Genomic DNA, 23,669 nt, shown 5'->3' on the forward strand with positions numbered 1-23,669 from the left:
CTTTATTATTATGCCGCAACCGTGCTATGCTCTACAAGAAAATCGACCGTTTTCCGCCATTTTACATCTTCTTTGACGCCGTCCAAGCTGCCGAGCAGCTCTTTTAACTTGTCAACGCTCAAGTTGTAGGCTGCCGCCATTTTTTCGAGCTCTTCGTTCACTTCTTCGTCCGTCACGTCGATGTTTTCCGCTTCGGCGATCGCTTCAAGCGTCAGAGCCGCGCGAACCCGTTTTTCGGCGTCTTCTTTCATTTGCTCGCGCAGCGCCGCTTCGTCTTGGCCGGAAAACTGGTAATACAGCTGCAAGTTCAGCCCTTGCATTTGCAGGCGCTGGTCAAATTCGCGAAGCATCCGGTCGGTCTCGTTTTGTACCATGACAGCCGGAATGTCAATTTCCGCGTTGGCCGCTGCTTTCTCGACGACCGCGTTGCGCACCGCCGCTTCCGCCTCGTTCTTTTTCGCTTCTTCCAGGCGGGCGCGAATTTTCGCCTTCAATTCGTCAAGCGTTTCGACCTCTTCATCGACGTCTTTCGCAAATTCATCGTCAAGCGCCGGCAGTTGTTTCGCTTTCACTTCGTGCACTTTCACCTTGAACATCGCCGGTTTGCCAGCGAGTTGTTCCGCATGGTACTCTTCCGGGAAGGTGACTTCAATTTCTTTTTCTTCGCCCGCTTTCATGCCGACAAGCTGCTCTTCAAATCCAGGAATGAACGTCCCGGAGCCGATTTCGAGCGAATAGTTTTCCGCTTTGCCGCCTTCAAACGGTTCGCCGTCGACAAACCCTTCAAAGTCAATGACAGCCGTATCGCCGTTTTCTACTGTCCCGTCTTCTTTGACGACCAGTTCGGCATAGTTTTCTTGCAGGCGCTTCAGCTCATTTTCGACATCTTCGTCCGTCACCGTCGCATCCATTTTTTCGACTTCAAGCCCTTTGTATTGGCCGAGCTTTACTTCCGGTTTCACGGTCACTTTCGCTTTAAAAATTAAGCTTTTCCCTTTTTCCATTTGCTCAATGTCGATTTCCGGCATCGATACCGGTTCAATGCCTGCTTCTTCAACCGCTTTCGCATACGCTTCCGGCAGCAAAATATCGAGCGCGTCTTGGTAGAGCGCTTCAACGCCAAACCGTTTTTCAAACAAGACACGCGGCACTTTCCCTTTACGGAAGCCCGGAAGCGTGACGTTTTTCACCACTTTTTTGAACGCGGCGTCCAAGCCTTTGTTCACCTGTTCTGCATCGACCTCAACGGTCAATACCCCTTCGTTTCCTTCAAGCTTTTCCCATTTGACTGACATACTGTTCCCTCCACCTAAAATCATTGCTCGGATCATGGCGCAGTCTGCTTGTCCATTATCCTGTTATTATGTCCATATTATGTAGCCAAGTATGCGAAAACAGATACATAGCACAGCCATTATATTATAACATACAAAAGCCATGTTTCAATATAGAACCATCCATTAGAGGTAGGAAAGTTTCTCTATTTCGTGCAGCTTTTTGCAAAGCTTCGCCATCTCCGCCGCCGCTACGCCGTAGCGGGCGGCCAATGTGTCCATATCAGCATCCATCCCTTGAAAGCGGCTCGCCATCCAATGGAGGGCGGCAAGCCATAGGTCAGCATCGGCCGGTTCCGGCGGGAACGGATACAAGATGTACGCATAGCGAAGCCAAATTTCCGACGCGGTTTCATATAAGCTTGGGCTTTCAGCAGTGAGCCGCTGTTCAAGCAGGCGGAGCAGCGTTGAAGCGAATTCCGTTTCCGCCTGTTCGTTCAAGGCGGAGGGGACGACATCGATGAGACGGCCAAACTTCTCGACCGTCACCGCCTCGTCGATCTGTTTTACCGTCAAAAGCCGAAGCAGCATCGTTTTCGCCATCGGGCTTTTTTTCGGTTCACTTAAATATTGCTTAAGCAACGACAGTACCGGGGCGATGTCTTCCTTTTCCAATTGTTTAATAAGCTGCATGTGCTCGGCGATATCCTCCGATTCAAGCAATCGTTTCACCCGCTTCCGTTCGGCGGGCGGCAATGGGCGGGCATTCATTTTTTCGCTGAACCGGAGCAGCTGGCGAAGCTGTTCGCGCAGCGAAACCGGCAACGTCTGGCGGCGCAAGGCGGAGCGGATCAATGTTTCCGCTTCGCGGTATCGGTTTGTTTGCAACAGCAGGGCAACATACATTTGCAGCAGTTCGCTGTTGTTCGGCTGTTCGTTAAGCAACGCGGCCAGACGCCATTGTGCCTCATCGTATTCCCCGAGTTCGTAGCAGCAAACCGCAAGCCCGAGCCGGATCGGAAAACTGCCATCGCCAAGCTGTTCGGCGGCGCGCAAAAAACGGAGCGCTTCCTTGTACTGCTTTGCTTCGAGCGCCGCGAACGCCTCTTCGATCAACCGTTCTTTCGTTTGCGGAAACATAATGATTTTTCCTTTTTTTCCGTTTCCCATCTTCGCCTGCTCCCATTTGCATTTACCACAAGTGTAGCAAGTTTTCTCCAGTGAAACAAGCTGTGCGTTGTTGCACACCGGGACAAAATGATGACGGCACGCCCATGCTCTCACAGCCAAGGAAAGAACCAGAACTGGTCCAAAAAGTCGTCTGCCTCTAAGAAAGGGACAAGATATAGCCGGACGAAAGCGAGTAGCGCATGTACGGAGCGATATTCCCCACTGACGCTCACACATGGAAGCGGACGCTTCCCGGTTCAGGATGATAAAAAAGGGTGTCCCGTCGCTTTTGGGACACCCTCCATTCGCGTTGCATTGACGCGCCAAACGCAGAGCGCTTACGGCCGCGGACAATGTTTTTGCTCATAGGCGGCAATATGTGGTTCGTATACAAACGTTAAATCAATCTCGTCCCATCCTTTTAAGAGCAGCTGTTTTCGGTACGGGTCAATGTCAAACGGGCGCGAAAACCCTTCGTCATCAAACACGCGCTGCTCTTCAAGCGACACAGTCAGCTCATAGTCGGCGCGCTCGCTTTGGCGCAATAGATAGCGGACATCTTCCTGATCAAGCCGGATCGGCAGCAGCCCATTCTTTAAGCAGTTATTGTAAAAAATATCGGCAAATGACGGGGCGATGATCGCGCGAAATCCGTAATCTTGAAGCGCCCACGGCGCGTGCTCGCGCGACGAGCCGCAGCCAAAATTTTCGCCGGCGACAAGAATTGTTGCCCCTTCATTTTCCGGACGGTTCAGCTCAAACTCCGGGTTCGGCGTACCGTCGCTCAAATACCGCCAATCATAAAATAGAAACTGGCCGAATCCGGTGCGCTCGATCCGTTTTAGAAACTGTTTTGGGATGATTTGGTCGGTATCGATATTCGCTCGGTCGATGCCGGCGGTTTTCCCGCGGTGAATCGTAAACGGCTTCATCGTCTCTCCCCTTCCGTCAGATGTATGAGTCACCGTTCCAAAAGCGGATATCCTCAAAACGTGATGCAGCCACTTCCAGAACCGTCCGTCATCGGGCCGGCTCAGCCTCAAGCTGCCGCACGTCGACAAAGCGGCCGTAAATGGCGGCAGCGGCGGCCATCGCCGGGCTGACGAGATGCGTGCGCGCCCCTTTTCCTTGCCGCCCTTCAAAGTTGCGGTTCGACGTGGAAGCGCAATGCTCCCCTTCCGGAATGATGTCCGGATTCATGCCTAAACAGGCGCTGCAGCCGGCATCGCGCCACTCAAAGCCGGCATCGATGAAAATTTGCGCGAGCCCCTCTTCCTCCGCTTGCTTTTTCACTTGCTGCGACCCGGGCACAACGAGCGCACGCACGCCGGGAGCCACTTTTTTTCCTTTGATAATGTTCGCCGCCTGGCGCAAATCGCTGATGCGTGAGTTCGTACAAGAGCCGATAAACACGTGCTGCACCGGAATTTCCGTAATCGGTGTGCCTGGCTCGAGCCCCATGTATTCCAAAGCTCGGCGCACCGCGTTTCGCTCTGTTTCGCTTGCAAATTGTTCCGGGCCGGGCACCGTCCCGTCAACCGATGTGCTCATCGCCGGGTTCGTGCCCCACGTTACCATCGGGGCAATGGTCGAGGCGTCGATTTCGATCGTTTTGTCATACTCGGCTCCCTCATCGCTGGCGAGCGCCCGCCACCGTTCGACCGCCTGCTCGAATTCCTCCCCTTTTGGCGCATATTTGCGGCCGCGCAAATAGGCAAATGTCGTTTCATCAGGACTGATGAGACCGGCGCGCGCTCCGGCTTCAATCGACATGTTGCAAATCGTCATCCGCTCTTCCATCGACATACGGCGGATCGCCTCGCCGGTAAACTCGATAATATAGCCGGTGCCGACGCCGACACCGTAACGGCCGATGATGGCCAAAATAACGTCTTTTGCCGTCACTCCGTCGCCAAGTTGGCCGTTAATGCGGATTTGCAGCGTTTTCGGCTTATGCTGCCAAAGCGTTTGGGTCGCCAACACGTGCTCGACTTCGCTGGTGCCGATGCCGAATGCCAAGGCGCCAAATGCTCCGTGTGTCGATGTATGGCTGTCGCCACAGACGATCGTTTTGCCCGGCTGGGTTAAACCGAGCTCCGGGCCGATCACGTGCACAATCCCCTGCTCTTCACTATGCAAATCGGCGAGCGGGACGCCAAACTCGCGACAGTTGCGCTCTAGCGCCGCAATTTGGTTGCGCGCCACCTCATCGGTGATGACAAACCGGTTGACGGTCGGCACGTTATGGTCCATCGTTGCAAACGTCAAGTCCGGGCGTCGCACTTTGCGACCGTTTTGGCGCAGCCCCTCAAACGCCTGCGGGGAAGTGACTTCATGCACTAAGTGCAAATCGATGTACAGCAAATCCGGTTTGCCTTCCTCGCGGTAGACGACATGATTTTCCCATATTTTCTCGATAATCGTTTTTGGTTTCATGGCCTTCACCTCGCACGTCTCATGCATAAACGGTCATAATTTGCGCGATCTCGGTATAGTCCAGCACTGCGTTTTTGATTTCCTCGACCATTTCATCTGTCGAGACAATGCGCCCGCTGCCTTGCGCTAGATCAGCTGTGCGCAAGCCCGCGGTGAGCGCCTGCTGCACCGCATGCTCGATCACTTCCGCCTCAGCGGTGAGCCCGAACGACAGGCGAAGCATCATAGCGGCTGACAAAATCGCGGCAATCGGATTCGCCTTGCGCATGCCGGCGATATCAGGCGCCGAACCGTGCACCGGCTCATACAAGCTCGGCCCCGAGACGGATAAGCTCGCCGACGGCAGCATCCCGAGCGAACCGGACAGCATTGACGCCTCATCGCTCAAAATATCGCCAAACATGTTTTCCGTCACAACGATATCAAACTGTTTCGGCGCGCGGATGAGCTGCATCGCCGCATTATCGACAAGCATATGCTCGAGCTCTACGTCCGGGAATTGTTTGGCGACCTCTTCGGCCACTTCCCGCCATAAACGGCTTGAGGAGAGCACGTTCGCCTTGTCAACCGATGTCACCTTTTTCTTCCGCCCGCGCGCGAGCATAAACGCCATGCGCACGATCCGTTCGATCTCTTCCTTTTTATATAAGAGTGTGTCAATCGCTTTTTCTTCCCCGTTTTCGACGACGCGGCCGCTCGGTTGACCAAAGTAAATGCCGCCCGTCAACTCGCGGACAATGATGAAATCGACGCCGCGGATGACATCCGGCTTAAGCGGCGAGGACACGGCCAAGCTGTCATGGCAAACGACCGGCCGCAAGTTTGCGTACAACTTAAGCTGTTGGCGGATGGCAAGCAGCCCTTTCTCCGGGCGCAAGTGCGGAGGATTTTGATCCCACTTCGGACCGCCGACCGCCCCGAGCAAGACGGCGTCGCTTTGTTCGCAAAGACGAAGCGTTTCATCAGGGAGCGGCGTCCCTGCTTCATCGATCGCCGCTCCGCCAATCAACCCGTATTGGAATGTAAACTCGTGGCCAAACCGGGTTCCGACCGCTTTTAATACTTCCACCGCTCCGGACGTCACTTCTTTACCGATGCCATCCCCTGGCAAGACGGCAATCCGATAGTTTCCCATATTGAATCCCTCCGTTTTATGGTGTTGCCACTTTTTCGTTTTCGGCACGCATCGCTTCGATCATAAACATGCGGTTCATCGCATTAATGTACGCTTTCGCCGATGCTTCCAACACATCTTGCGCCGTGCCGCGCCCGCTTGTTTCCACATCGCGCACGCGCACTTTCACAAACACTTGTGCTAACGCATCGCGGCCGCCCCCTACCGATTCGATCCGGTAATCGAGCAGCGTCACCGCTGTTTGGAAACAGCGCTCAAGCGTATTGTACAGCGCCTCGACACTGCCGGCTCCGGTCGCCGCCTCTTGAATGTCGCGTCCTTTTCCGTCTTTTAAAACGACGACCGCTGTCGGGATTTGATTTGTCCCGTATTGCACTTGGATCGACGACAATTGGTAAAAATCTTTAAAGTGATCGAACTTCTCCTCGAAAATTAAGGCGATCAAATCATCATCCGTAACATCTTTTTTCTTATCCGCCAACTCTTTAAAGCGGATGAACAGTTGGTTGATTTCCTCTTCCGAAAGCGCGTAGCCAAGCTCTTCAACCCGATTGCGAAGCGCGTGGCGCCCGGAATGTTTGCCGAGCACCATCGAGTTCGACGCCACACCGACGAGCTCTGGCGAAATGATTTCGTACGTCGTTTTTTCTTTTAAAACACCATCTTGGTGAATGCCTGATTCATGGGCAAAGGCGTTTTTGCCGACGACCGCTTTATTCGGCGGAACGACCATGCCGGTCAGCTTGCTGACTAGACTGCTCGTGCGCTTAATTTCTTGCAGATTCAGACGCGTTTCCACTTGATAGTAGTCTTTGCGGATATGAAGGGCGACAGCGATTTCCTCGAGCGCCGCATTGCCGGCTCGCTCGCCGATGCCGTTGATTGTGCATTCGACTTGTGTTGCCCCGTGCTCAATGGCTGACAGCGAGTTGACGACCGCCATGCCTAAGTCGTCATGGCAATGGGCGGAAAGGGAAACATTTTCAATATTCGGAACATTGTTGCGTAAATAGAGGAAAATGTCGCCATACTCTTTTGGTGTAATATAGCCGACCGTATCTGGAATGTTGATCACTGAAGCGCCAGCTTTGATCACTTCAGTGACGATTTTCGCCAAAAACGGCAGCTCGCTCCGGCAAGCATCTTCCGCGGACCATTGGACGATCGGGAAGAAACGTTTCGCGTATTTCACCGCTTCGGTCGCCGCTTCAATCACCTGCTCCGGCGTCATCCGCAGCTTATGCACCATATGGATCGGCGATGTAGCGATAAACAAATGGAGCCGGGGTTCAGCGCCGCCTTTTAACGCCTCCCATGCAGCATCAATATCCCCCTTCACCGAGCGTGACAGCCCGGTGACCGAACATGTTCTTATCGTTTCGGCGATTTGTTTGACCGCTTCAAAGTCGCCCTTTGACGAGGCGGGGAAGCCCGCCTCGATAATGTCGACTTGCAGCCGCTCGAGCTGGCGGGCGATCTCCAACTTTTCTTGCAAGTTCAGGTTCACACCAGCCGACTGTTCCCCGTCACGTAACGTTGTGTCAAAAAACTTAATTTTTCGCACCTGGCACCACCGCCTCGTTTTGTTTTGCCTTCACAAACGGCATCATGCTCCGCAATTCGCGTCCGACGACTTCAATCAAATGTTCGTTCTCACGCCGGTTAATGGCGTTAAATTCTGGACGGTTCGCTTGGTTTTCCAAAATCCAGCCTTTTGCAAACTTCCCAGTCTGAATGTCATGCAAAATGTTTTTCATTTCCGCTTTCACAGCGTCGTTAACGACGCGCGGGCCGGAAATAAAGTCGCCCCATTGCGCCGTATCGGAAATCGAGTAGCGCATCCACGACAAGCCGCCTTCGTAAAGGAGATCGACGATCAGCTTCATTTCATGCAAACATTCAAAATACGCGACTTCCGGCTGATACCCGGCTTCGACGAGCGTTTCAAACCCGGCTTTAATGAGCGCTGTCAGCCCGCCGCAAAGCACCGCCTGTTCGCCAAACAAGTCGGTTTCCGTTTCTTCCTTGAACGTCGTCTCAAGCACCCCTGCCCGCGCGGAGCCAATCGCTTTCGCGTAGGCGAGCGCTGTTTCTTTCGCGTGCCCGGTCACATCTTGGTAGACAGCGATGAGCGCGGGTACTCCGGCTCCTTCCGCGTACGTGCGCCGCACAAGATGGCCCGGTCCTTTTGGGGCAACTAAAAAGACATCCACATGCTCCGGCGGAACAATTTGGCTGAAATGAATGTTAAATCCGTGGGCAAATACAAGCGCATTGCCCGGCTCGAGTTCCGGTTCGATTTCTTCTTTGTAAACCGCCGGCTGCTTTTCATCCGGCAGCAGCACCATCACAATATCCGCCTGTTTCGCCGCTTCGCGAACCGGGTAGACGTCAAAGCCGTCTTGTTCCGCCTGTTCCCACGATTTCCCCTTCCGCAATCCGACGATGACACGGACGCCGCTGTCGCGCAAGTTTTGCGCATGGGCATGGCCTTGTGAACCGTAACCGATGATCGCGACCGTTTTTCCTTGCAAATATTGTTCGTTTGCATCTCCGTTATAGTATACTTTTGCCATGATTACCCTCTCCTTTGTCACGTAGTGTAAGTATTGTTAAATGATAAACGCCGTCTTCTGGCTGGCTGCCGCCTTTTGCGCCCCGCGGGTAAACGCGGTCGTTCCGGTGCGCGCTACTTCTTTAATGCCGTACGGGCGCAGCAGCTCAATCAATGCTTCGACTTTTTCCGGCTCGCCGGTGACTTGAATGACAAGGCTGTCTTTGCTCACGTCGACGATCGAGGCGCGGAACGGTTCGATGAGCGTATAAATTTCTTGACGAACCGCCGGAGCTGCCGCCACTTTCACGAGCGCCAGCTCGCGGGCGACGATGGCCTGATCGGTAATATCATTGACCTTCAGCACATCGATTTGCTTGTTCAACTGCTTAATAATTTGTTCGGCGATCCGTTCATCATCAACATTGACGACGAACGTCATCCGCGATACCCCGTCGATTTCCGTATGGCCGACAGTTATACTTTCAATGTTGTAATGCCGCTTCGTAAACAGTCCGGTGATGCGATTTAACACGCCTGGACGGTTGTTGACGGTCATTGTGATAATTCTTCGCATGCTTTCACCCCCACCATTTCATGAAGCCCTTTTCCGGGCGCCACCATCGGATAGACGTTTTCGTCGGCGCGGACATGGAAGTCAAGCAGCACCGGACCATCGATGGCAAACGCTTGTTTTAATACTTCAGCAGCTTCCGCTTCCGTTGTCGCCCGCAGCCCTGGCATGCCGTACGCTTCCGCTAATTTCACGAAATCCGGTTGGTTCGGAATGAGCGAGTGGGAGTATCGTTTGTCATAAAACAGTTCCTGCCATTGCCGCACCATGCCAAGCGCCTGGTTGTTGACGATAACGACTTTGATCGGCAGACCTAACTCTTGGATGACCGACAGCTCTTGGAATGTCATTTGGAAGCCGCCGTCACCGACGATCGAAACGACAGTCGCGCTCCGATCCGCCAGCTGAGCGCCGATCGCTGCCGGCAGTCCGAATCCCATCGTGCCAAGCCCTCCGGAGGTGACCCAGCGATTCGGTCGGTTAAACTTGTAATATTGCGCCGCCCACATTTGATGTTGGCCGACATCGGTCGTGACGATCGCCTCACCATTCGTTAATTCGTAAATCATTTCGACCAACTTTTGCGGTTTGATGGTGCCGGCTTCCGGTTCGTAATGAAGCGGGAAGCGCCGCTTCCACTCATCAAGCTGCGCGAGCCATGCCGCGTTGTCGGCCGGTTTGCCTTGCTGGTCGATCAGTTCTTGCAAGGCCGCCTTCGCATCGCTGACGATCGGGATTTTCGTCGGTACATTTTTTCCAATTTCCGCCGGATCGATATCAATATGGGCGACCGTCGCCTTTGGCGCAAAATATTTCAAGTTGCCGGTGACCCGGTCATCAAAGCGGGCGCCGATGTTAATCAGCAAGTCGCACTCATACAGCGCCATATTCGCCGTGTACGTGCCGTGCATGCCGGCCATGCCGAGGAAAAGCGGGTGGTCGGCCGGGAACCCACCAAGGCCAAGGAGCGTATGGACGACCGGAATGTTTTGCTGCTCGGCGTATTGCCGCAATTCACTGGCCGCATTGGCGTGCAAGATGCCGGCGCCGGCTAAAATGACCGGCCGCTTCGACTGGCTGACCGCCTCGACGAGCCGGCGGATTTGCCAATGATTCGGCTGTGTCGTCGGCTGGTAGCCGGGCAGGTGGACATCTTGGTCGTAATCGAATTCCCCTTCGGCCGTCGTGACATCTTTTGGAATGTCGATCAATACCGGACCTGGCCGCCCGGTCGTCGCAATATGAAACGCTTCTTTAATAATTTTCGGCAGCTCACTGATGTCGCGCACTTGGTAGTTATGCTTCGTGATCGGCATCGTGATCCCGACGACGTCCGCCTCTTGGAACGCGTCCGAACCGATGACGCTCGTCGCCACTTGCCCGGTAAAGACGACGAGCGGCAGCGAATCCATCATGGCGTCCGTCAACCCGGTAACGATGTTTGTTGCTCCCGGGCCGGAGGTGGCGATGACAACCCCGGGTTTCCCGGAAATGCGCGCGTACCCTTCCGCCGCATGGATGGCTCCTTGCTCATGACGCGTTAACACGTGAAACACACCGGCTTTATACAGCTCGTCGTAAAGCGGCAGCACCGCCCCGCCCGGATAGCCGAAAATGACTTCGACCTGCTCCGCCTTGAGCGCTTCAATCAGCATCAGCGACCCGCTCATTCTCGCCTTCGTCTTCGCTTGTTCCTCCACTTTCATCTTTGCCATCGTCGATCCTCCCCGTTGGTTGTGATCCATATAAAAAACCTTTCCACCCACAATGACTGGTCCTTCCAGCCAAAGGGGCGAAAAGGTTTCCTTTCCGCGGTACCACCCTTCTTCACGGCCATCACGGCCGCCTTAGGAGCAACCAGCCAAAGCCAGCCGCTCGTTTTCGTAACGGGTGAAGCGCGCATCTCCACCCGTCCAACCCTACTAGCCGTTTGGCGTTCAGGCTGGCGCTCGGAGGTGAGTTCATCAAGCGGCAACATCACCGGTTCCCAGCTCTCCCGGCTCTCTGTGGATGTTGGCCCCGCTGACTACTTATCCTCGTCAACGCTTTTTCCCTATGCAATTATCGTTGCAGCTCAACCGACATTGGCGTTGGTCGGATATACTTTCACGCCTTCCGCTACAACGCGGCGGCGGAATTCTTCCAGAAGCCGCTTCGTATGCGGACCAGGGGTTCCGTCGCCGATCGTCCGGCCGTCAACTTTAATGACGGAAATGACTTCGGCTGCCGTCCCGGTTAAAAACACCTCGTCCGCAACATATACATCATGGCGGGTAAACGGCTCCTCCTTCACCGTATAGCCGAGTTCAGTCGCAATTTCTATAATCGCCTGGCGCGTAATGCCTTCAAGCGCCCCGACATACCCCGGCGGCGTGTAAATGACGTCATCCTTCACGATAAAGACGTTATCTCCAGAGCCTTCGGCCACATATCCTTGGTCATTCAAAATGAGCGCTTCGCTCACGTTGGCCAGATGGGCTTCAATTTTTACAAGAATGTTGTTTAAATAGTTGAGCGATTTGACTTTCGGACTCAACACATCGGAGCGGTTGCGGCGCGTTGCTACTGTCACCACTTCAATGCCCGTTTCATATAAATGTTTCGGGAAGAGTGCCAACGGCTCAACGATAATGACGATTTGCGGCGTTTTGCATTTATACGGGTCGAGCCCCAAATCGCCAACCCCACGCGAAACGACAAGGCGAATGTACGCATCTTGATAGCCGTTGCGGCGGACAGTTTCGAGCAAGTAGCCGATCATTTCGTCCTTCGTATACGGAATGTCCAGCAAAATAGATTTAGCTGAATTGTACAGCCGATCTATATGCTCTTCGAGACGAAAAACATTGCCGCTGTAAACGCGAATCCCTTCAAACACGCCGTCCCCATACAAAAATCCGTGATCATAAACTGATATTTTTGCGTTTTCCTTCGTTACAAGTTCTCCGTTTAAAAAGATCCATTGTTCGCCCACTTCGGTTCCCCTCTTCCTTGATCAGTCAACAGTTGCTTCGAACGGCTCGATGATGTGTTTGAGTCGTTTCTCTTGTTTGAAAATTATAATAATCCTAAACCTCCCCGCCGTCAATAACGTTTTTTGAAAATTTCGATTGGTCCAACTATTTGTATACGCTTACAATGTGATAGAATCAAGGATTTGTCGATTATGAAAAAATTTTTTCTTTCCCGCCAACAACAGAAGGGGAGAGGAGAGAAACGGTTCAAATAGTTTCAATCCTTCAAGGTGAAGACGCCCGGATAATGAAAAAAGCGGACAGGCGTCCGCTTTAGATAGAAAACGTTTTTTCAAGACCGGGAATAGGGCGCCCCCCGATATCGCAAAATTGGATGAAGGTCCGCCCTCTGTCCATTTCTAACACCGCATATGTTTTTTCTTTTCTTCCGCGCGGCAGGGCGATGCTGCCGGGATTAATGAACAACACATCATCGATTTGCTCGGCGCCAGCCAAGTGGGAGTGGCCGAAGCAAACGATATTGGCCCCCGCTTCTTTCGCCCGATAGTATAACCGTAAAAGCGACGTCTTCACCCCGTATAAGTGGCCGTGGGTGACAAAGAGGCGGACGCCGTCCGCCTCCTCGATCCGCTCATCGGGAAACGCCGCTGTCCAATCGCAATTGCCGCGCACGACCGCAAATGGGGCGATCGCATCCGCCTCAGCCGGCAGTTCGGAATCGCCGCAATGAATGAACAAGTTCACTTCATGGCGATGGCGCATGACAATTTGCGCCAGTTCATCCGTAAGCCCATGGCTGTCACTCACAATGACCGCTTTCATTCCGCCCGCCTCGTTTCGCCCATGATCTCGTCCCATTGCTCATTCAACCGCGCCAACGCCTTCGCCCGGTGGCTGATGGCATTTTTCTCTTCCGGAGTGAGTTCAGCCATCGTCTTCCCCTTCTCCGGAAGATAAAAGACGGGATCATATCCGAAACCGCCCTCCCCGCGCGGCTCTTCAGCGATATAGCCGTCGCACGTCGCTTCGACAACGGCGGTCAGCCGCCCGGGAATGGCGACCGCCAACGCGCAATGAAAGCGGGCGGTGCGTTTTTCCATCGGCACACCTTCCAACTCACAAAGCAGTTTTTCGATGTTGCGCGCGTCGTTTTTGTCTTCGCCGGCATAGCGGGCTGAATAGACACCCGGCCGGCCGCCGAGCGCATCGACCGCCAACCCGGAATCGTCGGCGATGACCGGCCGCTGCAAGCGGTCAGACACCGCTTCCGCCTTTAGTTTGGCGTTTTCGGCAAATGTGCTCCCTGTTTCTTCAACATCCGGAACGTCCGGAAAATCAAGCAACGATTTCACGTCGATGCCCCGCTTCGCAAACAAGGCGGCAAACTCGCGCACTTTGCCGGCATTTTTTGTGGCAATGACGATTTCCTTCACTCTGCCTTCCCCTCCCGTTCTGTTTCCCACTTCGCCCCGATGTGGGCCGCCTTCTCGCCTAATACGCGGCGCTGAATGGCGATGAGCTGTTCAATGCCGGTTTGCGCCGCCCCGAGCAACTCGTCCAGCTCGGCGCGGGAAAAAGTCGCCTCTTCCCCGGTGCCTTGAATTTCGACAAACTGGCCGGCCCCGGTCATGACGACGTTCATGTCAACTTTGGCCCGCGTGTCCTCGCTGTAATTCAAATCAAGGATGATCCCGTGTTCGGGATCGATGCCGACTGACGTAGCAGCGAGAAAATCGCGAACCGGAAGCGACTGAAGCTTCCCTTCCTCAACGAGCTTCGAGAGCGCCAGCACTAGCGCTACATACGCGCCGGTAATCGACGCTGTCCGCGTCCCTCCGTCCGCCTGAATGACGTCACAGTCAAGCCAGACGGTCCGCTCACCCAACTGTTCCAGCTCAACGACCGAACGGAGCGACCGGCCGATCAGGCGCTGAATTTCCATCGTCCTCCCTGACACTTTCCCTTTGCTCGCTTCCCTCGCATTCCGCTGTTCTGTCGCCCGCGGCAGCATCCCATATTCAGCCGTAATCCATCCTTTCCCGCCGCCGCGCATAAACGGCGGCACTTTCTCTTCGACCGTCGCCGTGCAAATCACTTTCGTGTCGCCGATTTCAATCAGCACCGACCCTTCGGCATGTTTCATGTAATGCGGTTGTATATGTACAGGGCGCAGCTCGCGGTTCTTTCGTCCGTCCGTTCTCATCGGCAATCCTCCCTCTAGAAATGTTGATATATCAAGGCTTTTCGGCCTCTCAGGGGTGCCGAAAAAATATTTTTCGACAAAATCCCTTACATCCTTTTTCAGTTTTGTGGATATCTTACAGACCTAGGGTGCGCTTCGCGGCCACGCCTGGATCCATTTTCCTGACGTGGGAGGAAGTGTATTCGATGCACCCTTGGATCTCCGCATCGCTGATGAGGACGAACCCTCCCATGTCTCCGGGCGTCTTTGCGCCAACATTCCCTCGTTCGGTCTCGTCATCAGGCGGAGGCCGGCCAAGCTCCTTTCGGGACTCGAGGTCGAATGGATGAGATCACGCCAGCTTCTCCGGTGTCATCCTGTTGTCCAACACTTCTTCCGTTCGTGGGGGGAGGCCTTAGGCCGCCCGGTGTGGAACATGGGACAAGACGTCCTGCCTCATTCGCTCCGCGTCAAACGCTTGTTTCTTCGTGCAAATCGCAAACAGCACATTCAACAGCTTTCGGCATAACGCGACGATGGACTGCTTTCCGGTCAGCGGGTTGACGGGCCGGGTCGTATAGTACTCATGCAGCTCGCGAAACGCCTCATTGTGCCGGATCAGCGGAATCACCGCCCGAAACAGCACCGATCGCAGCCGTTTCCGTCCCCGCTTCGAGATGTGCTTTTGCCCTTTGCGCTGGCCGGAGGAGTTCTCCTTGAGCGTCAGGCCCGCCAACTTCACCAATTGACGCGGGTCCCGATAGTGGGCAAAACTGCCGATCTCCGCCAGCAGATCGATGATCGTGGCATCTCCCAACCCGTCGACCGTTTTCAGCCATTGATACTCCATCGTTGTTTGAACCAATGCCTTCAACTCGGCGTCCAACGCTGCGATTTCGGCCTCGAACTGGCGGTATTGGCGGACGAGCGCGGCGATCTCAAACCGGGCCATCGTCGTCCCTTCCGTCACCCCAATCGAGCCCTTCGCGGCGTCGATCAACGCCTGAATTTTCGCTTTCTGCGGGCATTTCAGCCCTTCGCTTTGCCGGTACGCCTCCAGAAGCTCCTCGGCGGTCCGACCCGCCATATCGGCCGGAAGCGGCGTCCACTCCAGCACCGCCAGCGCTGTTTTCCCCAGGTCGCGAAACACGGTCCAAAACTCTGGAAAATACCGATCCGTCCAACGGATGATCGCGTTTTTCACCGCCGCCTGTTCCTTCCGGAGCTTCTCTTTGAGCGTGCTCCCGACGCGCAAATCCGCTTCGATCTCGTGCAGCAGCCGGGGGACGAGGAATCGCCCGTCTTTCGCCAGCCTGGCGATGACCAGGGCGTCTTTGGCGTCGTGTTTCGTCGGCAGGTTGTCATCGAGTTCTTTCGACCGGCACACATGCGCCGGGTTGACCATGACCAGCGGGATCCCGTTTTCTTCGAGGAAGTAGGCCAGGTTCAACCAGTAGTGCCCGGTCGGCTCCACAGCGACGATCACCTGTGACTTCCCGAACGCTTTCCTCCCCTCCTGAATCGCTTCATACAGCTGTTGAAACCCCTCTTTCGACTGGAAGATCGGGAACGACTTGCGAAGCACGCGCCCCCGGTCATCCACGAAGCAGGCGTAGTGGGTTCGTTTCGCGATATCGATGCCCACGACCAATGTGTGTTCCGTGACTTGATTGATTTTCTGATTTTGTGTACAATTCATCTGAAGTCCTCCTTGGCATGATGGTAGGTATTGTTTGGCACCCCTGCATCATACCAAGAGGGCTTTTTTTGATCAAGTCCCCGGAAAAGCTCCTAACGGGAATGCTCCTTTTTCCTCCTTAGGTGGCTCCCGCCTGGCCGTCCGGTGTCGGTCGGCCCTTTTTTAGCGAATCCAGGCGGTGTAGAACATTTCTTTCCTACGTCTATCGCAAGCTTCCCACCGCTTTATTGAACGCCCTCCCACCTACACGTGCGCTTAGAGGTGGGAGATTCGCAGGAACCTCCGCCCCACGGCACGCTGTCCGCCAAGCCATCTCCGTGCGTCCTACGGTTTTTAATCAAAAACAAAGAGGCGGAAGACGTTTCCACCTCTTTGTTATACCATAACCGTTTCTTCGTTTCCAGCTGCCGGCGCCAAACGGCTAAAATGTCCCGGTATTGACGTTTTGCGGCCGAGTGACCGGTTTTGTGAGCGGCTTACCGTCTTCGGTAACGAGATCCGCTTTGCCGTTGACGGTGATCGCCACACTTTCCACCCCGTTTTGTTCGGTGAGCGACAACACAAGCGAATTTAGCACAACATCGGAAATGACGTTTTTCTTGTTGCTGCCATAAATACCTTCGTTAAAGTTGAGCGTCACTTTACCGTCTTCATATTTCGGGGCATCGACAAGTTTGGCATCCGGCTGAAAGACGCCGACAAGTCCACTGCCATGATCCGGCCCTTGAATGAGTTCATGGATCGCCGCTGCGATATCGTCCTTCTCTTTATTGGGGACGCGTCTTGTCACCGGCACGTAATATGTGTGATCCCCCTGTTGGGCGACAAAATAGACGGTGACCGGGTGTGTATTCGTAATGTCCGGTACGCCGCTTGCCTCGATATTGATGCCGTCCGCACGGCTGACTCCACCCTGAATCGGTGTTTTATTGACCGGCATCACTTCTTGGTCATAGCCATTAATCCGGATTTTGACGCGTTTAATGTTATCAAATTGAGTCAATGTCCACGTAATGGCTTGCAAAATCCGCTTTTCATCTTCCGGTTTGTATTGCTTAAATTCCGGCGAAAAATCGGCGATCAGCGTCCCATCTTTCTCCAATTTCGTCCCGAGCACAGTCGTCCCTGCCGGAATAACAGCGCGGAAGCCATTTGGCAAAATTTCTGACACCGGACCGTCCTCAACCAAATATTCGAGCACTTGTTTGGCAACCGCCTGTGTTTTTGGCAACTCGACCGTTTGCGGCACGACGAAGCCATGTTTGTCAATTAAGTATAATTCCCTCTTCACCGTCTCAGCAGCCTTCGCTTCCTCTTTTTCTCCCTGTTTGTCTCCCGTTGCCTCCTGGAGCGCTTGGCCGTCTTTGACATAGCTCGTTTCTTGCGGCGGGTCGATCTCCTTCACCGCCTCATCATTGCCAAACAAACCGCAGCCGCCAAGCAGCAAAAGCGAAGCGAGCACCGGCGCCATCCATCTATGAGCCGTCCGTTTGCCCATTGACGTTCCCTCCTACTCGTAGTTTGTACTACTATGTATACGAGCCGGTTGCCAAAATAGAATAAAAAAATCCTTTAGCGTCCAAGCGCTAAAGGATTTTTTCGGTCATAAGCGAATCGTCTCCACTTTGCCGATCGATTTGCCAAACCATTTTCCTGAGATCTTTTCAAACAGTTCTTTTGATCCGGTCGTGAAAAACAAGTGCTCCGGTTCGCGTCTGCCCGTGTAAAGGAGGTGGCTATGATGCAAAATCGTGCTTACTTCGCGGGCCGTTTCATCGCCGGAGCAAATGAGTTTCACCTGTTTCCCCATATACGCCCGAATGAGCGGGGCCAACAGCGGGTAATGTGTGCATCCTAAAATGAGCACATCGATCGGCCGCGGACGCAGCGGAGCAAGCGATTCGGCGACAATCGCCACCGCCTTCTCCCCTTCAAAATCACCGCTTTCGACAAGCGGGACGAATTTCGGACAGGCTAAACTTTCGACACGAACGTGCGAGTTGATCGATTGGAGCGCTTTTTCATACGCTTTGCTTCTGACCGTTCCGACCGTGCCGATCACACCGATATGCCCGCTTTTCGTCGCCTTCAGAGCGGCGCGAGCGCCAGGATGGACGACACCAAGCACCGGAATGTCAAGCATCGCCCGCACCTCATCAAGCACGACAGCGGTCGCCGTGTTGCAGGCGATAACGAGCATTTTCAGCGGGTATTGCTGCAAGTACTGAATCATTTGCCATGTAAACTGACGGATTTCTTCCACTGGACGCGGTCCATATGGGCAGCGGGCGGTGTCGCCGAGATAAATGATCCGTTCCTTCGGCAGCTGCCGCATAATTTCTTTGGCGACGGTTAAGCCGCCAACCCCTGAGTCTATGACACCAATTGCTCTTTCCAAATGATCGCCTCATTCTTTGTTCATTTCTTGATGCAATTTTCGTAAACAACGTTCCAAGAAGACGATTTCCTCATCCGAAAAGTTCTCTAGCACTCTCGCCAAATCGCGCCGGCGTTTTTCAATGACCTCCTCGATGATGCGTTCTCCTTTTTCCAACAGATGGATGCGGACGACGCGGCGGTCATGCTCGTCGCGGATTCTGCTGACAAGGCCGTTCCGTTCCATGCGGTCAGTCAAATCGGTCGTCGTGCTGCACGCCAAATACATTTTGTTCGATAACTCGCCAACCGTCAAGTCCCCTTCTTCAAGCAGCCATTGCAAGGCGACAAATTGCGGGGGGGTAATCGGGTAATTCGTTAAAATTTCGCGGCCGCGCTGTTTTAAGTTAGCGGCGATATAACGAAGCAATTTTTCCAACTCAGCAACTGTTTTTTCATTCATCGCAGACGGCATACAATCTCCCCTTGATCGTTTTCGCGGCTTAGCCCTAAAGCGGCGGCTCGTGCCAATACTTATTCTATTTTTCATTTTACAACACCCGGGGACATAATCAATACAAAAATGCCACTTCCACTACAGACGAAAGCCGGGCGGGCAATCAAGCCTCGTCCGGCCGCAAGGGAACATAACAGCCGGCCATCCGAAAAGGGAAAGCCGGCATCGTTTATAGTTCAAGTTCGCCCATTCGAAGCAATTCGATGACAGCTTGCGAGCGCCCCTTAACCCCAAGCTTTTGCATCGCGTTCGAAATATGGTTGCGAACGGTTTTCTCGCTGATGAACAGCTCTTTGGCGATCTCTTTCGTTGTTTTGTCTTGGACGAGCAATTCGAAGACTTCTTTTTCTCTTTTTGTCAACAGCGGCTTCGATTGAAACGATTGATCCTTCAACGGTTGTAACCCTCCTTGCTCTCAATGGGCCCGAACTGCCGGATGGGTATTTCCTCACCATATCGTATGTGAGAGCAAGGGTGACGGTGACGAAAATTTGTTTATCTAATAGAAAAATGGGTCTTCTTTCTTCACACTTCCCGTCCGCCGGGACAACAGCCGACAGGCGGCATCTGCCTGGCAGCCGGTTGTCGCCCGGTGTCTTGGTGAACATAAATCCCCTTCATGGCCGTCCATGAAGGGGATCGATATAGTATCGTTATGCTTCGTCGCTGCCGAAGAAATCGCGGAACATTTGAATCGTCGTGTCGCGGTTTAATGCAGCGATTGACGTCGTCAGCGGAATGCCTTTCGGACATGATTGCACGCAGTTTTGCGAATTGCCACAGTTCGCCAATCCCCCGTCGCCCATAATGGCCCGCAGCCGTTCCGCTTTATGCATCGCCCCAGTCGGATGGGCGTTAAACAGCCGGACTTGCGACAGCGGCGCCGGGCCGATAAAGTTCGACTTGCTGTTAACGTTTGGGCACGCCTCAAGGCAAACGCCGCACGTCATGCATTTTGACAACTCGTATGCCCATTGCCGTTTCCGCTCCGGCATGCGCGGCCCCGGACCTAAATCGTACGTTCCGTCGATCGGGATCCACGCTTTTACTCGTTTTAAGGCGTCAAACATCCGGCTTCGGTCGATCGCCAAGTCGCGGATGACCGGGAACGTGCGCATGGGCTCGAGGCGGATCGGCTGTTCAAGCTGGTCGATCAAGGCCGCACACGCTTGGCGCGGCTTGCCGTTAATAACCATCGAACACGCCCCGCACACTTCTTCCAAACAGTTCATTTCCCAAACAACCGGTGTCGTTTTTTCTCCTTTGGCATTGACCGGATTGCGGCGAATTTCCATGAGCGCTGAAATGACGTTCATATTCGGGCGGTACGGGATGACAAACTCCTCTTCATATGGCGCAGAATCCGGACGATCTTGGCGCGTAATGATGAATCGAACCGTTTTGTTCTCGCTCATCTTACTTCACTTCCTCTTTCTTTTTGCTGTAGTCGCGTTTACGCGGCTTAATCAACGAGACATCGACCTCTTCGTAATGGAACGCCGGACCGTCTGGCGTATAACGGGCCATCGTCGTTTTCAGCCACTCTTCGTCATTGCGCTCCGGAAACTCCGGTTTGTAGTGCGCACCGCGGCTCTCGTTGCGATGGTAAGCGCCAAGCGTGATAACACGAGCGAGCTGCAACATGTTATACAGCTGACGGATAAATGTTGCCCCCTGGTTGCTCCATTTCGCCGTATCCGTGACGCTAATGTTGTTATACCGTTCCATCAGCTCTTGAATTTTTTCATCTGTCTTCCGCAACCGGTCGTTGTAGCGAACGATCGTCACGTTGGCCGTCATCCATTCACCGAGCTCTTTATGCAGCACATACGCATTTTCCGTACCGTCCATCGCCAAAATGTTGTCCCATTTTTCTTGCTCCTGTTTGACGTAGCGATCGAACAACGTTGACGGGAGCGCATCAGCCGATTTTTCGAGGCCGCGGATGTAACGGACGGCATTCGGCCCGGCGACCATCCCGCCGTAAATCGCCGACAAGAGCGAGTTCGCCCCAAGACGGTTGGCGCCGTGAATGGAATAATCGCACTCACCGGCGGCAAACAGGCCTTGAATATTCGTCATTTGATCGAAGTCAACCCATAAACCGCCCATCGAGTAGTGGACAGCCGGGAACACTTTCATCGGCACTTTGCGAGGGTCTTCACCCATAAATTTCTCGTAAATTTCAATAATGCCGCCAAGCTTGATGTCCAACTCTTTCGGATCTTTATGGGAAAGATCCAAATACACCATATTTTCACCGTTAATGCCGAGCTTCAAATCGACGCACACATGGAAAATTTCCCGGGCGGCGATGTCGCGCGGCACTAAGTTTCCGTAAGCCGGATATTTTTCTTCAAGGAAGTACCACGGTTTTCCGTCTTTGTACGTCCAGACACGGCCGCCTTCCCCGCGGGCCGATTCGCTCATCAACCGGAGTTTGTCATCACCCGGGATCGCTGTCGGATGGATTTGGATAAACTCACCGTTTGCGTAATAGACGCCTTGTTGATAAGCGATCGATGCCGCTGAACCGGTATTGATGACCGAGTTCGTCGATTTTCCGAAAATGATCCCCGGCCCGCCGGTCGCCAAAATGACGGCATCGGCAGGAAACGCTTTAATCTCCATAGACCGCAAATCTTGCGCGACGATGCCGCGGCAAATTTGCTCATCATCTAAAACAACGCCTAAAAATTCCCAATGTTCATATTTCGTCACCAGTCCGGCCACTTCATGGCGGCGCACTTGTTCATCAAGCGCATACAAAATTTGCTGGCCGGTCGTCGCCCCGGCGTAAGCCGTGCGGTGATGCTGCGTCCCCCCGAAACGGCGGAAATCGAGCAACCCTTCCGGCGTGCGGTTGAACATGACGCCCATCCGGTCGAGCATGTAAATGATCCCCGGCGCCGCCTCACACATCGCTTTGACCGGAGGCTGGTTGGCCAAAAAGTCGCCGCCGTAGACGGTATCGTCAAAATGTTCCCACGGCGAGTCGCCTTCCCCTTTCGTATTGACCGCTCCGTTAATGCCGCCTTGGGCACAGACGGAGTGAGAACGCTTTACCGGAACGAGCGAAAACAACTCGACAGGCACTCCTGCTTCGGCGATTTTAATCGTGGCCATCAAGCCGGCCAATCCGCCGCCTACAACGATGATTTTTCCTTTTTTCATGGCTACTCACTCCCTAGAAAATTGCTGCTTTTGCTTCAATGTCCACGGTTTGCCCCGCCGGCTCGCCCCATCGACCAAGCGATCGTTCGGCGAACGGCTGCAGCGCGATCCGTCACCAGCCAACGCAGCGGTTCATGTTCGAAACGTCCTGAATGAAAGGCTTGTCCTACGCAAAAGCTAAAATAGCGCGAATACCGACAATCGAAAGCGCGACAAAAATGATCATCGTAATGTACGTAAACACTTGCTGCGAACGAGGAGACACGGTTAACCCCCAGCTGACGAAGAACGACCATAAGCCGTTGGCGAAGTGAAATACGGTTGACAAAATTCCGACAATATAAAACCAAAGCATAAACGGGTTATCGACGATATTCGCCATCATATCGTAGTTCACTTCAGCGCCAAATGCGGCTTGAACCCGTGTTTCATACACGTGCCAGACGACAAAAATCAACGTAATAATGCCTGTGATCCGCTGAAGCATAAACATCCAGTTGCGGAAATAGCCGTACTGGCCGGTGTTGAATTTGGCTGTAAACGCAATATAAATGCCGTATACAGCGTGGAACAACAATGGAAGAAAAATAATAAAAATTTCCAAGAGAATGCGAAACGGCAATTGCTCCATAAACGAAGCCGCCCGGTTAAACGCTTCCGGCCCACGCGTCGCAAAATGGTTGACGATCAAGTGCTGCACTAAAAAAATGCCAACGGGAATAACCCCGAGCAGCGAATGGAGCCGGCGGTAGTAAAACTCGCGATTCCCTGCCATATGTAAACCCCCTTTGACTAGTAATAAAATGTGTGCTCCTCGTTACAGAACGGAAATAGAAACGCCTTCCATTTCCATATTCGCTTTGTCACATTCATTGTACTCCCACATCGTACAAGCGTCAAGAAAACATCGACACAAAATGTTCAAACATTCTCATATTTACCTCTCCCGAAGAAAGAGAGTGCACGCCGTCGGCAGTTCAGCTATAATGAGGAAATGGATAGAAAGAGGGGAAGACGATGAAACAGCCACCGTTAGAGAAACAGTATCAAACATTTGAATCGATTACACTTTCTGCATTCAGCGCTGAGCTGCTCCGCCATTCTCTTCTTCCCGAGCTGCTCGGCAAGGATGCCGCCGCCCTTTTATACTGGGCCGGCAAACAGCTGGCACGCCGCTATCCGCTTCCTGACCTAGAAGCCATCACCGCCTTTTTTGAGCGGGCCGGTTGGGGGACGCTGTCGGCCGGCGAAGAGCGGAAAGATGAACTGCACATCGAGTTGTCCGGCCCGATTATCTCCGCACGCCTTTCCCTATACGACAGCTGCACCTTTCAGCTCGAAGCCGGGTTTCTCGCCCAGCAAATTGAGCAGCAAAAACGGTTCGTGACTGAAGCGATCGAATTGCCGCCAAAGCAGACCGGCAAGGCGCGCATTTTAGTGAAGTGGGATCGGAAACAAACCATCGACTGATCTCCTCAAGTTTTCTGCGGTGAAAGCAAAAGCTTCTCGGGTAAGGAGATTGAGCGCTCTCCCACCTACGCGAGCGCTTCGATGAGGAAATTTTTGGAAACAACCGCCCCACGGCCGGCTGTTAACCACGCCT

Annotated in this window: 22 protein-coding genes and 1 other annotated feature; of the genes, 1 reads left to right on the top strand and 21 read right to left on the bottom strand. The window is 53.6% G+C overall.

Annotated features, from left to right (window positions below; genetic code table 11):
- Nucleotides 1-8: 8 nt before the first annotated feature.
- The 21 genes from tig to M493_RS12895 all read right to left on the bottom strand — a co-directional run bounded on the left by tig (nt 9) and on the right by M493_RS12895 (nt 22,841).
- Nucleotides 9-1,295, bottom strand: a complete 1,287-nt coding sequence (gene tig, locus M493_RS12790; protein ID WP_020960780.1) for a trigger factor — start codon at nt 1,293-1,295, stop codon at nt 9-11.
- Between the two features lie 165 nt (nt 1,296-1,460).
- Nucleotides 1,461-2,444: a tetratricopeptide repeat protein gene (locus M493_RS12795; protein ID WP_020960781.1), complete on the bottom strand. Its 984-nt coding sequence runs from the start codon at nt 2,442-2,444 to the stop codon at nt 1,461-1,463.
- 338 nt (nt 2,445-2,782) lie between these two features.
- Complete coding sequence (gene leuD, locus M493_RS12800) at nt 2,783-3,376, bottom strand: 3-isopropylmalate dehydratase small subunit (RefSeq protein WP_020960782.1); 594 nt, start codon at nt 3,374-3,376, stop codon at nt 2,783-2,785.
- A gap of 88 nt (nt 3,377-3,464) precedes the next feature.
- Complete coding sequence (gene leuC, locus M493_RS12805) at nt 3,465-4,880, bottom strand: 3-isopropylmalate dehydratase large subunit (protein WP_020960783.1); 1,416 nt, start codon at nt 4,878-4,880, stop codon at nt 3,465-3,467.
- 19 nt (nt 4,881-4,899) lie between these two features.
- Nucleotides 4,900-6,015, bottom strand: coding sequence for a 3-isopropylmalate dehydrogenase (gene leuB / locus M493_RS12810; RefSeq protein WP_020960784.1), 1,116 nt, complete (start codon nt 6,013-6,015; stop codon nt 4,900-4,902).
- A 16-nt stretch (nt 6,016-6,031) separates the two neighbouring features.
- Nucleotides 6,032-7,579, bottom strand: a complete 1,548-nt coding sequence (locus M493_RS12815) for a 2-isopropylmalate synthase (protein ID WP_020960785.1) — start codon at nt 7,577-7,579, stop codon at nt 6,032-6,034.
- Nucleotides 7,566-8,591 carry a ketol-acid reductoisomerase gene (ilvC, locus tag M493_RS12820; RefSeq protein WP_020960786.1) on the bottom strand — a complete coding sequence of 342 codons (1,026 nt, stop codon included), beginning with the start codon at nt 8,589-8,591 and terminating at the stop codon, nt 7,566-7,568. The genes M493_RS12815 and ilvC overlap by 14 nt, the downstream gene beginning before the upstream one ends.
- 36 nt (nt 8,592-8,627) lie before the next feature.
- Nucleotides 8,628-9,146, bottom strand: a complete 519-nt coding sequence (gene ilvN, locus M493_RS12825; RefSeq protein ID WP_023817697.1) for an acetolactate synthase small subunit — start codon at nt 9,144-9,146, stop codon at nt 8,628-8,630.
- A complete protein-coding gene (gene ilvB, locus M493_RS12830; RefSeq protein WP_020960788.1) occupies nt 9,125-10,858 on the bottom strand; it encodes an acetolactate synthase large subunit in 1,734 nt (577 codons plus the stop codon). Before ilvB ends, ilvN begins: the two co-directional genes overlap by 22 nt.
- Nucleotides 10,859-10,928: 70 nt before the next feature.
- Nucleotides 10,929-11,195: a binding site (T-box leader), on the bottom strand.
- Nucleotides 11,196-11,217: 22 nt separating this feature from the next.
- Nucleotides 11,218-12,117: a branched-chain-amino-acid transaminase gene (gene ilvE / locus M493_RS12840; protein WP_020960790.1), complete on the bottom strand. Its 900-nt coding sequence runs from the start codon at nt 12,115-12,117 to the stop codon at nt 11,218-11,220.
- 313 nt (nt 12,118-12,430) lie between these two features.
- On the bottom strand, nt 12,431-12,940 hold the full coding sequence (locus M493_RS12845; protein WP_020960791.1) for a metallophosphoesterase family protein: 510 nt from the start codon (nt 12,938-12,940) through the stop codon (nt 12,431-12,433).
- Nucleotides 12,937-13,551, bottom strand: a complete 615-nt coding sequence (locus M493_RS12850) for an XTP/dITP diphosphatase (RefSeq protein WP_020960792.1) — start codon at nt 13,549-13,551, stop codon at nt 12,937-12,939. Before M493_RS12850 ends, M493_RS12845 begins: the two co-directional genes overlap by 4 nt.
- A complete protein-coding gene (rph, locus tag M493_RS12855; RefSeq protein WP_020960793.1) occupies nt 13,548-14,321 on the bottom strand; it encodes a ribonuclease PH in 774 nt (257 codons plus the stop codon). The genes M493_RS12850 and rph overlap by 4 nt, the downstream gene beginning before the upstream one ends.
- A 394-nt stretch (nt 14,322-14,715) precedes the next feature.
- Nucleotides 14,716-15,999 carry an IS110 family transposase gene (locus tag M493_RS12860; protein WP_020959148.1) on the bottom strand — a complete coding sequence of 428 codons (1,284 nt, stop codon included), beginning with the start codon at nt 15,997-15,999 and terminating at the stop codon, nt 14,716-14,718.
- Between the two features lie 421 nt (nt 16,000-16,420).
- Entirely contained in the window at nt 16,421-17,497 is a 1,077-nt protein-coding gene (locus tag M493_RS12865; protein ID WP_020960794.1) for a GerMN domain-containing protein, read from the bottom strand.
- 105 nt (nt 17,498-17,602) lie between these two features.
- On the bottom strand, nt 17,603-18,397 hold the full coding sequence (gene racE / locus M493_RS12870) for a glutamate racemase (RefSeq protein WP_020960795.1): 795 nt from the start codon (nt 18,395-18,397) through the stop codon (nt 17,603-17,605).
- 9 nt (nt 18,398-18,406) lie between these two features.
- Nucleotides 18,407-18,850 carry a MarR family winged helix-turn-helix transcriptional regulator gene (locus M493_RS12875; protein WP_020960796.1) on the bottom strand — a complete coding sequence of 148 codons (444 nt, stop codon included), beginning with the start codon at nt 18,848-18,850 and terminating at the stop codon, nt 18,407-18,409.
- A 211-nt stretch (nt 18,851-19,061) separates the two neighbouring features.
- The gene (locus tag M493_RS12880) at nt 19,062-19,286 is read right to left on the bottom strand and encodes a helix-turn-helix domain-containing protein (protein ID WP_020960797.1); all 225 of its coding nucleotides are present in this window, start codon (nt 19,284-19,286) and stop codon (nt 19,062-19,064) included.
- Nucleotides 19,287-19,545: 259 nt separating this feature from the next.
- Entirely contained in the window at nt 19,546-20,307 is a 762-nt protein-coding gene (gene sdhB, locus M493_RS12885; RefSeq protein ID WP_020960798.1) for a succinate dehydrogenase iron-sulfur subunit, read from the bottom strand.
- A 1-nt stretch (nt 20,308) separates the two neighbouring features.
- Nucleotides 20,309-22,066 (bottom strand): succinate dehydrogenase flavoprotein subunit, encoded by a 1,758-nt coding sequence (gene sdhA / locus M493_RS12890; protein WP_020960799.1) that lies wholly within the window; start codon nt 22,064-22,066, stop codon nt 20,309-20,311.
- Nucleotides 22,067-22,232: 166 nt separating this feature from the next.
- Nucleotides 22,233-22,841, bottom strand: coding sequence for a succinate dehydrogenase cytochrome b558 subunit (locus M493_RS12895; protein WP_020960800.1), 609 nt, complete (start codon nt 22,839-22,841; stop codon nt 22,233-22,235).
- 242 nt (nt 22,842-23,083) lie between these two features.
- On the opposite strand from M493_RS12895, the gene M493_RS12900 reads away from it, so the two are divergent.
- Nucleotides 23,084-23,536 (top strand): YslB family protein, encoded by a 453-nt coding sequence (locus M493_RS12900; RefSeq protein WP_020960801.1) that lies wholly within the window; start codon nt 23,084-23,086, stop codon nt 23,534-23,536.
- The last annotated feature ends 133 nt before the right edge of the window (nt 23,537-23,669 follow it).

The organism is Geobacillus genomosp. 3 (genome assembly GCF_000445995.2).
GTDB lineage: Bacteria > Bacillota > Bacilli > Bacillales > Anoxybacillaceae > Geobacillus.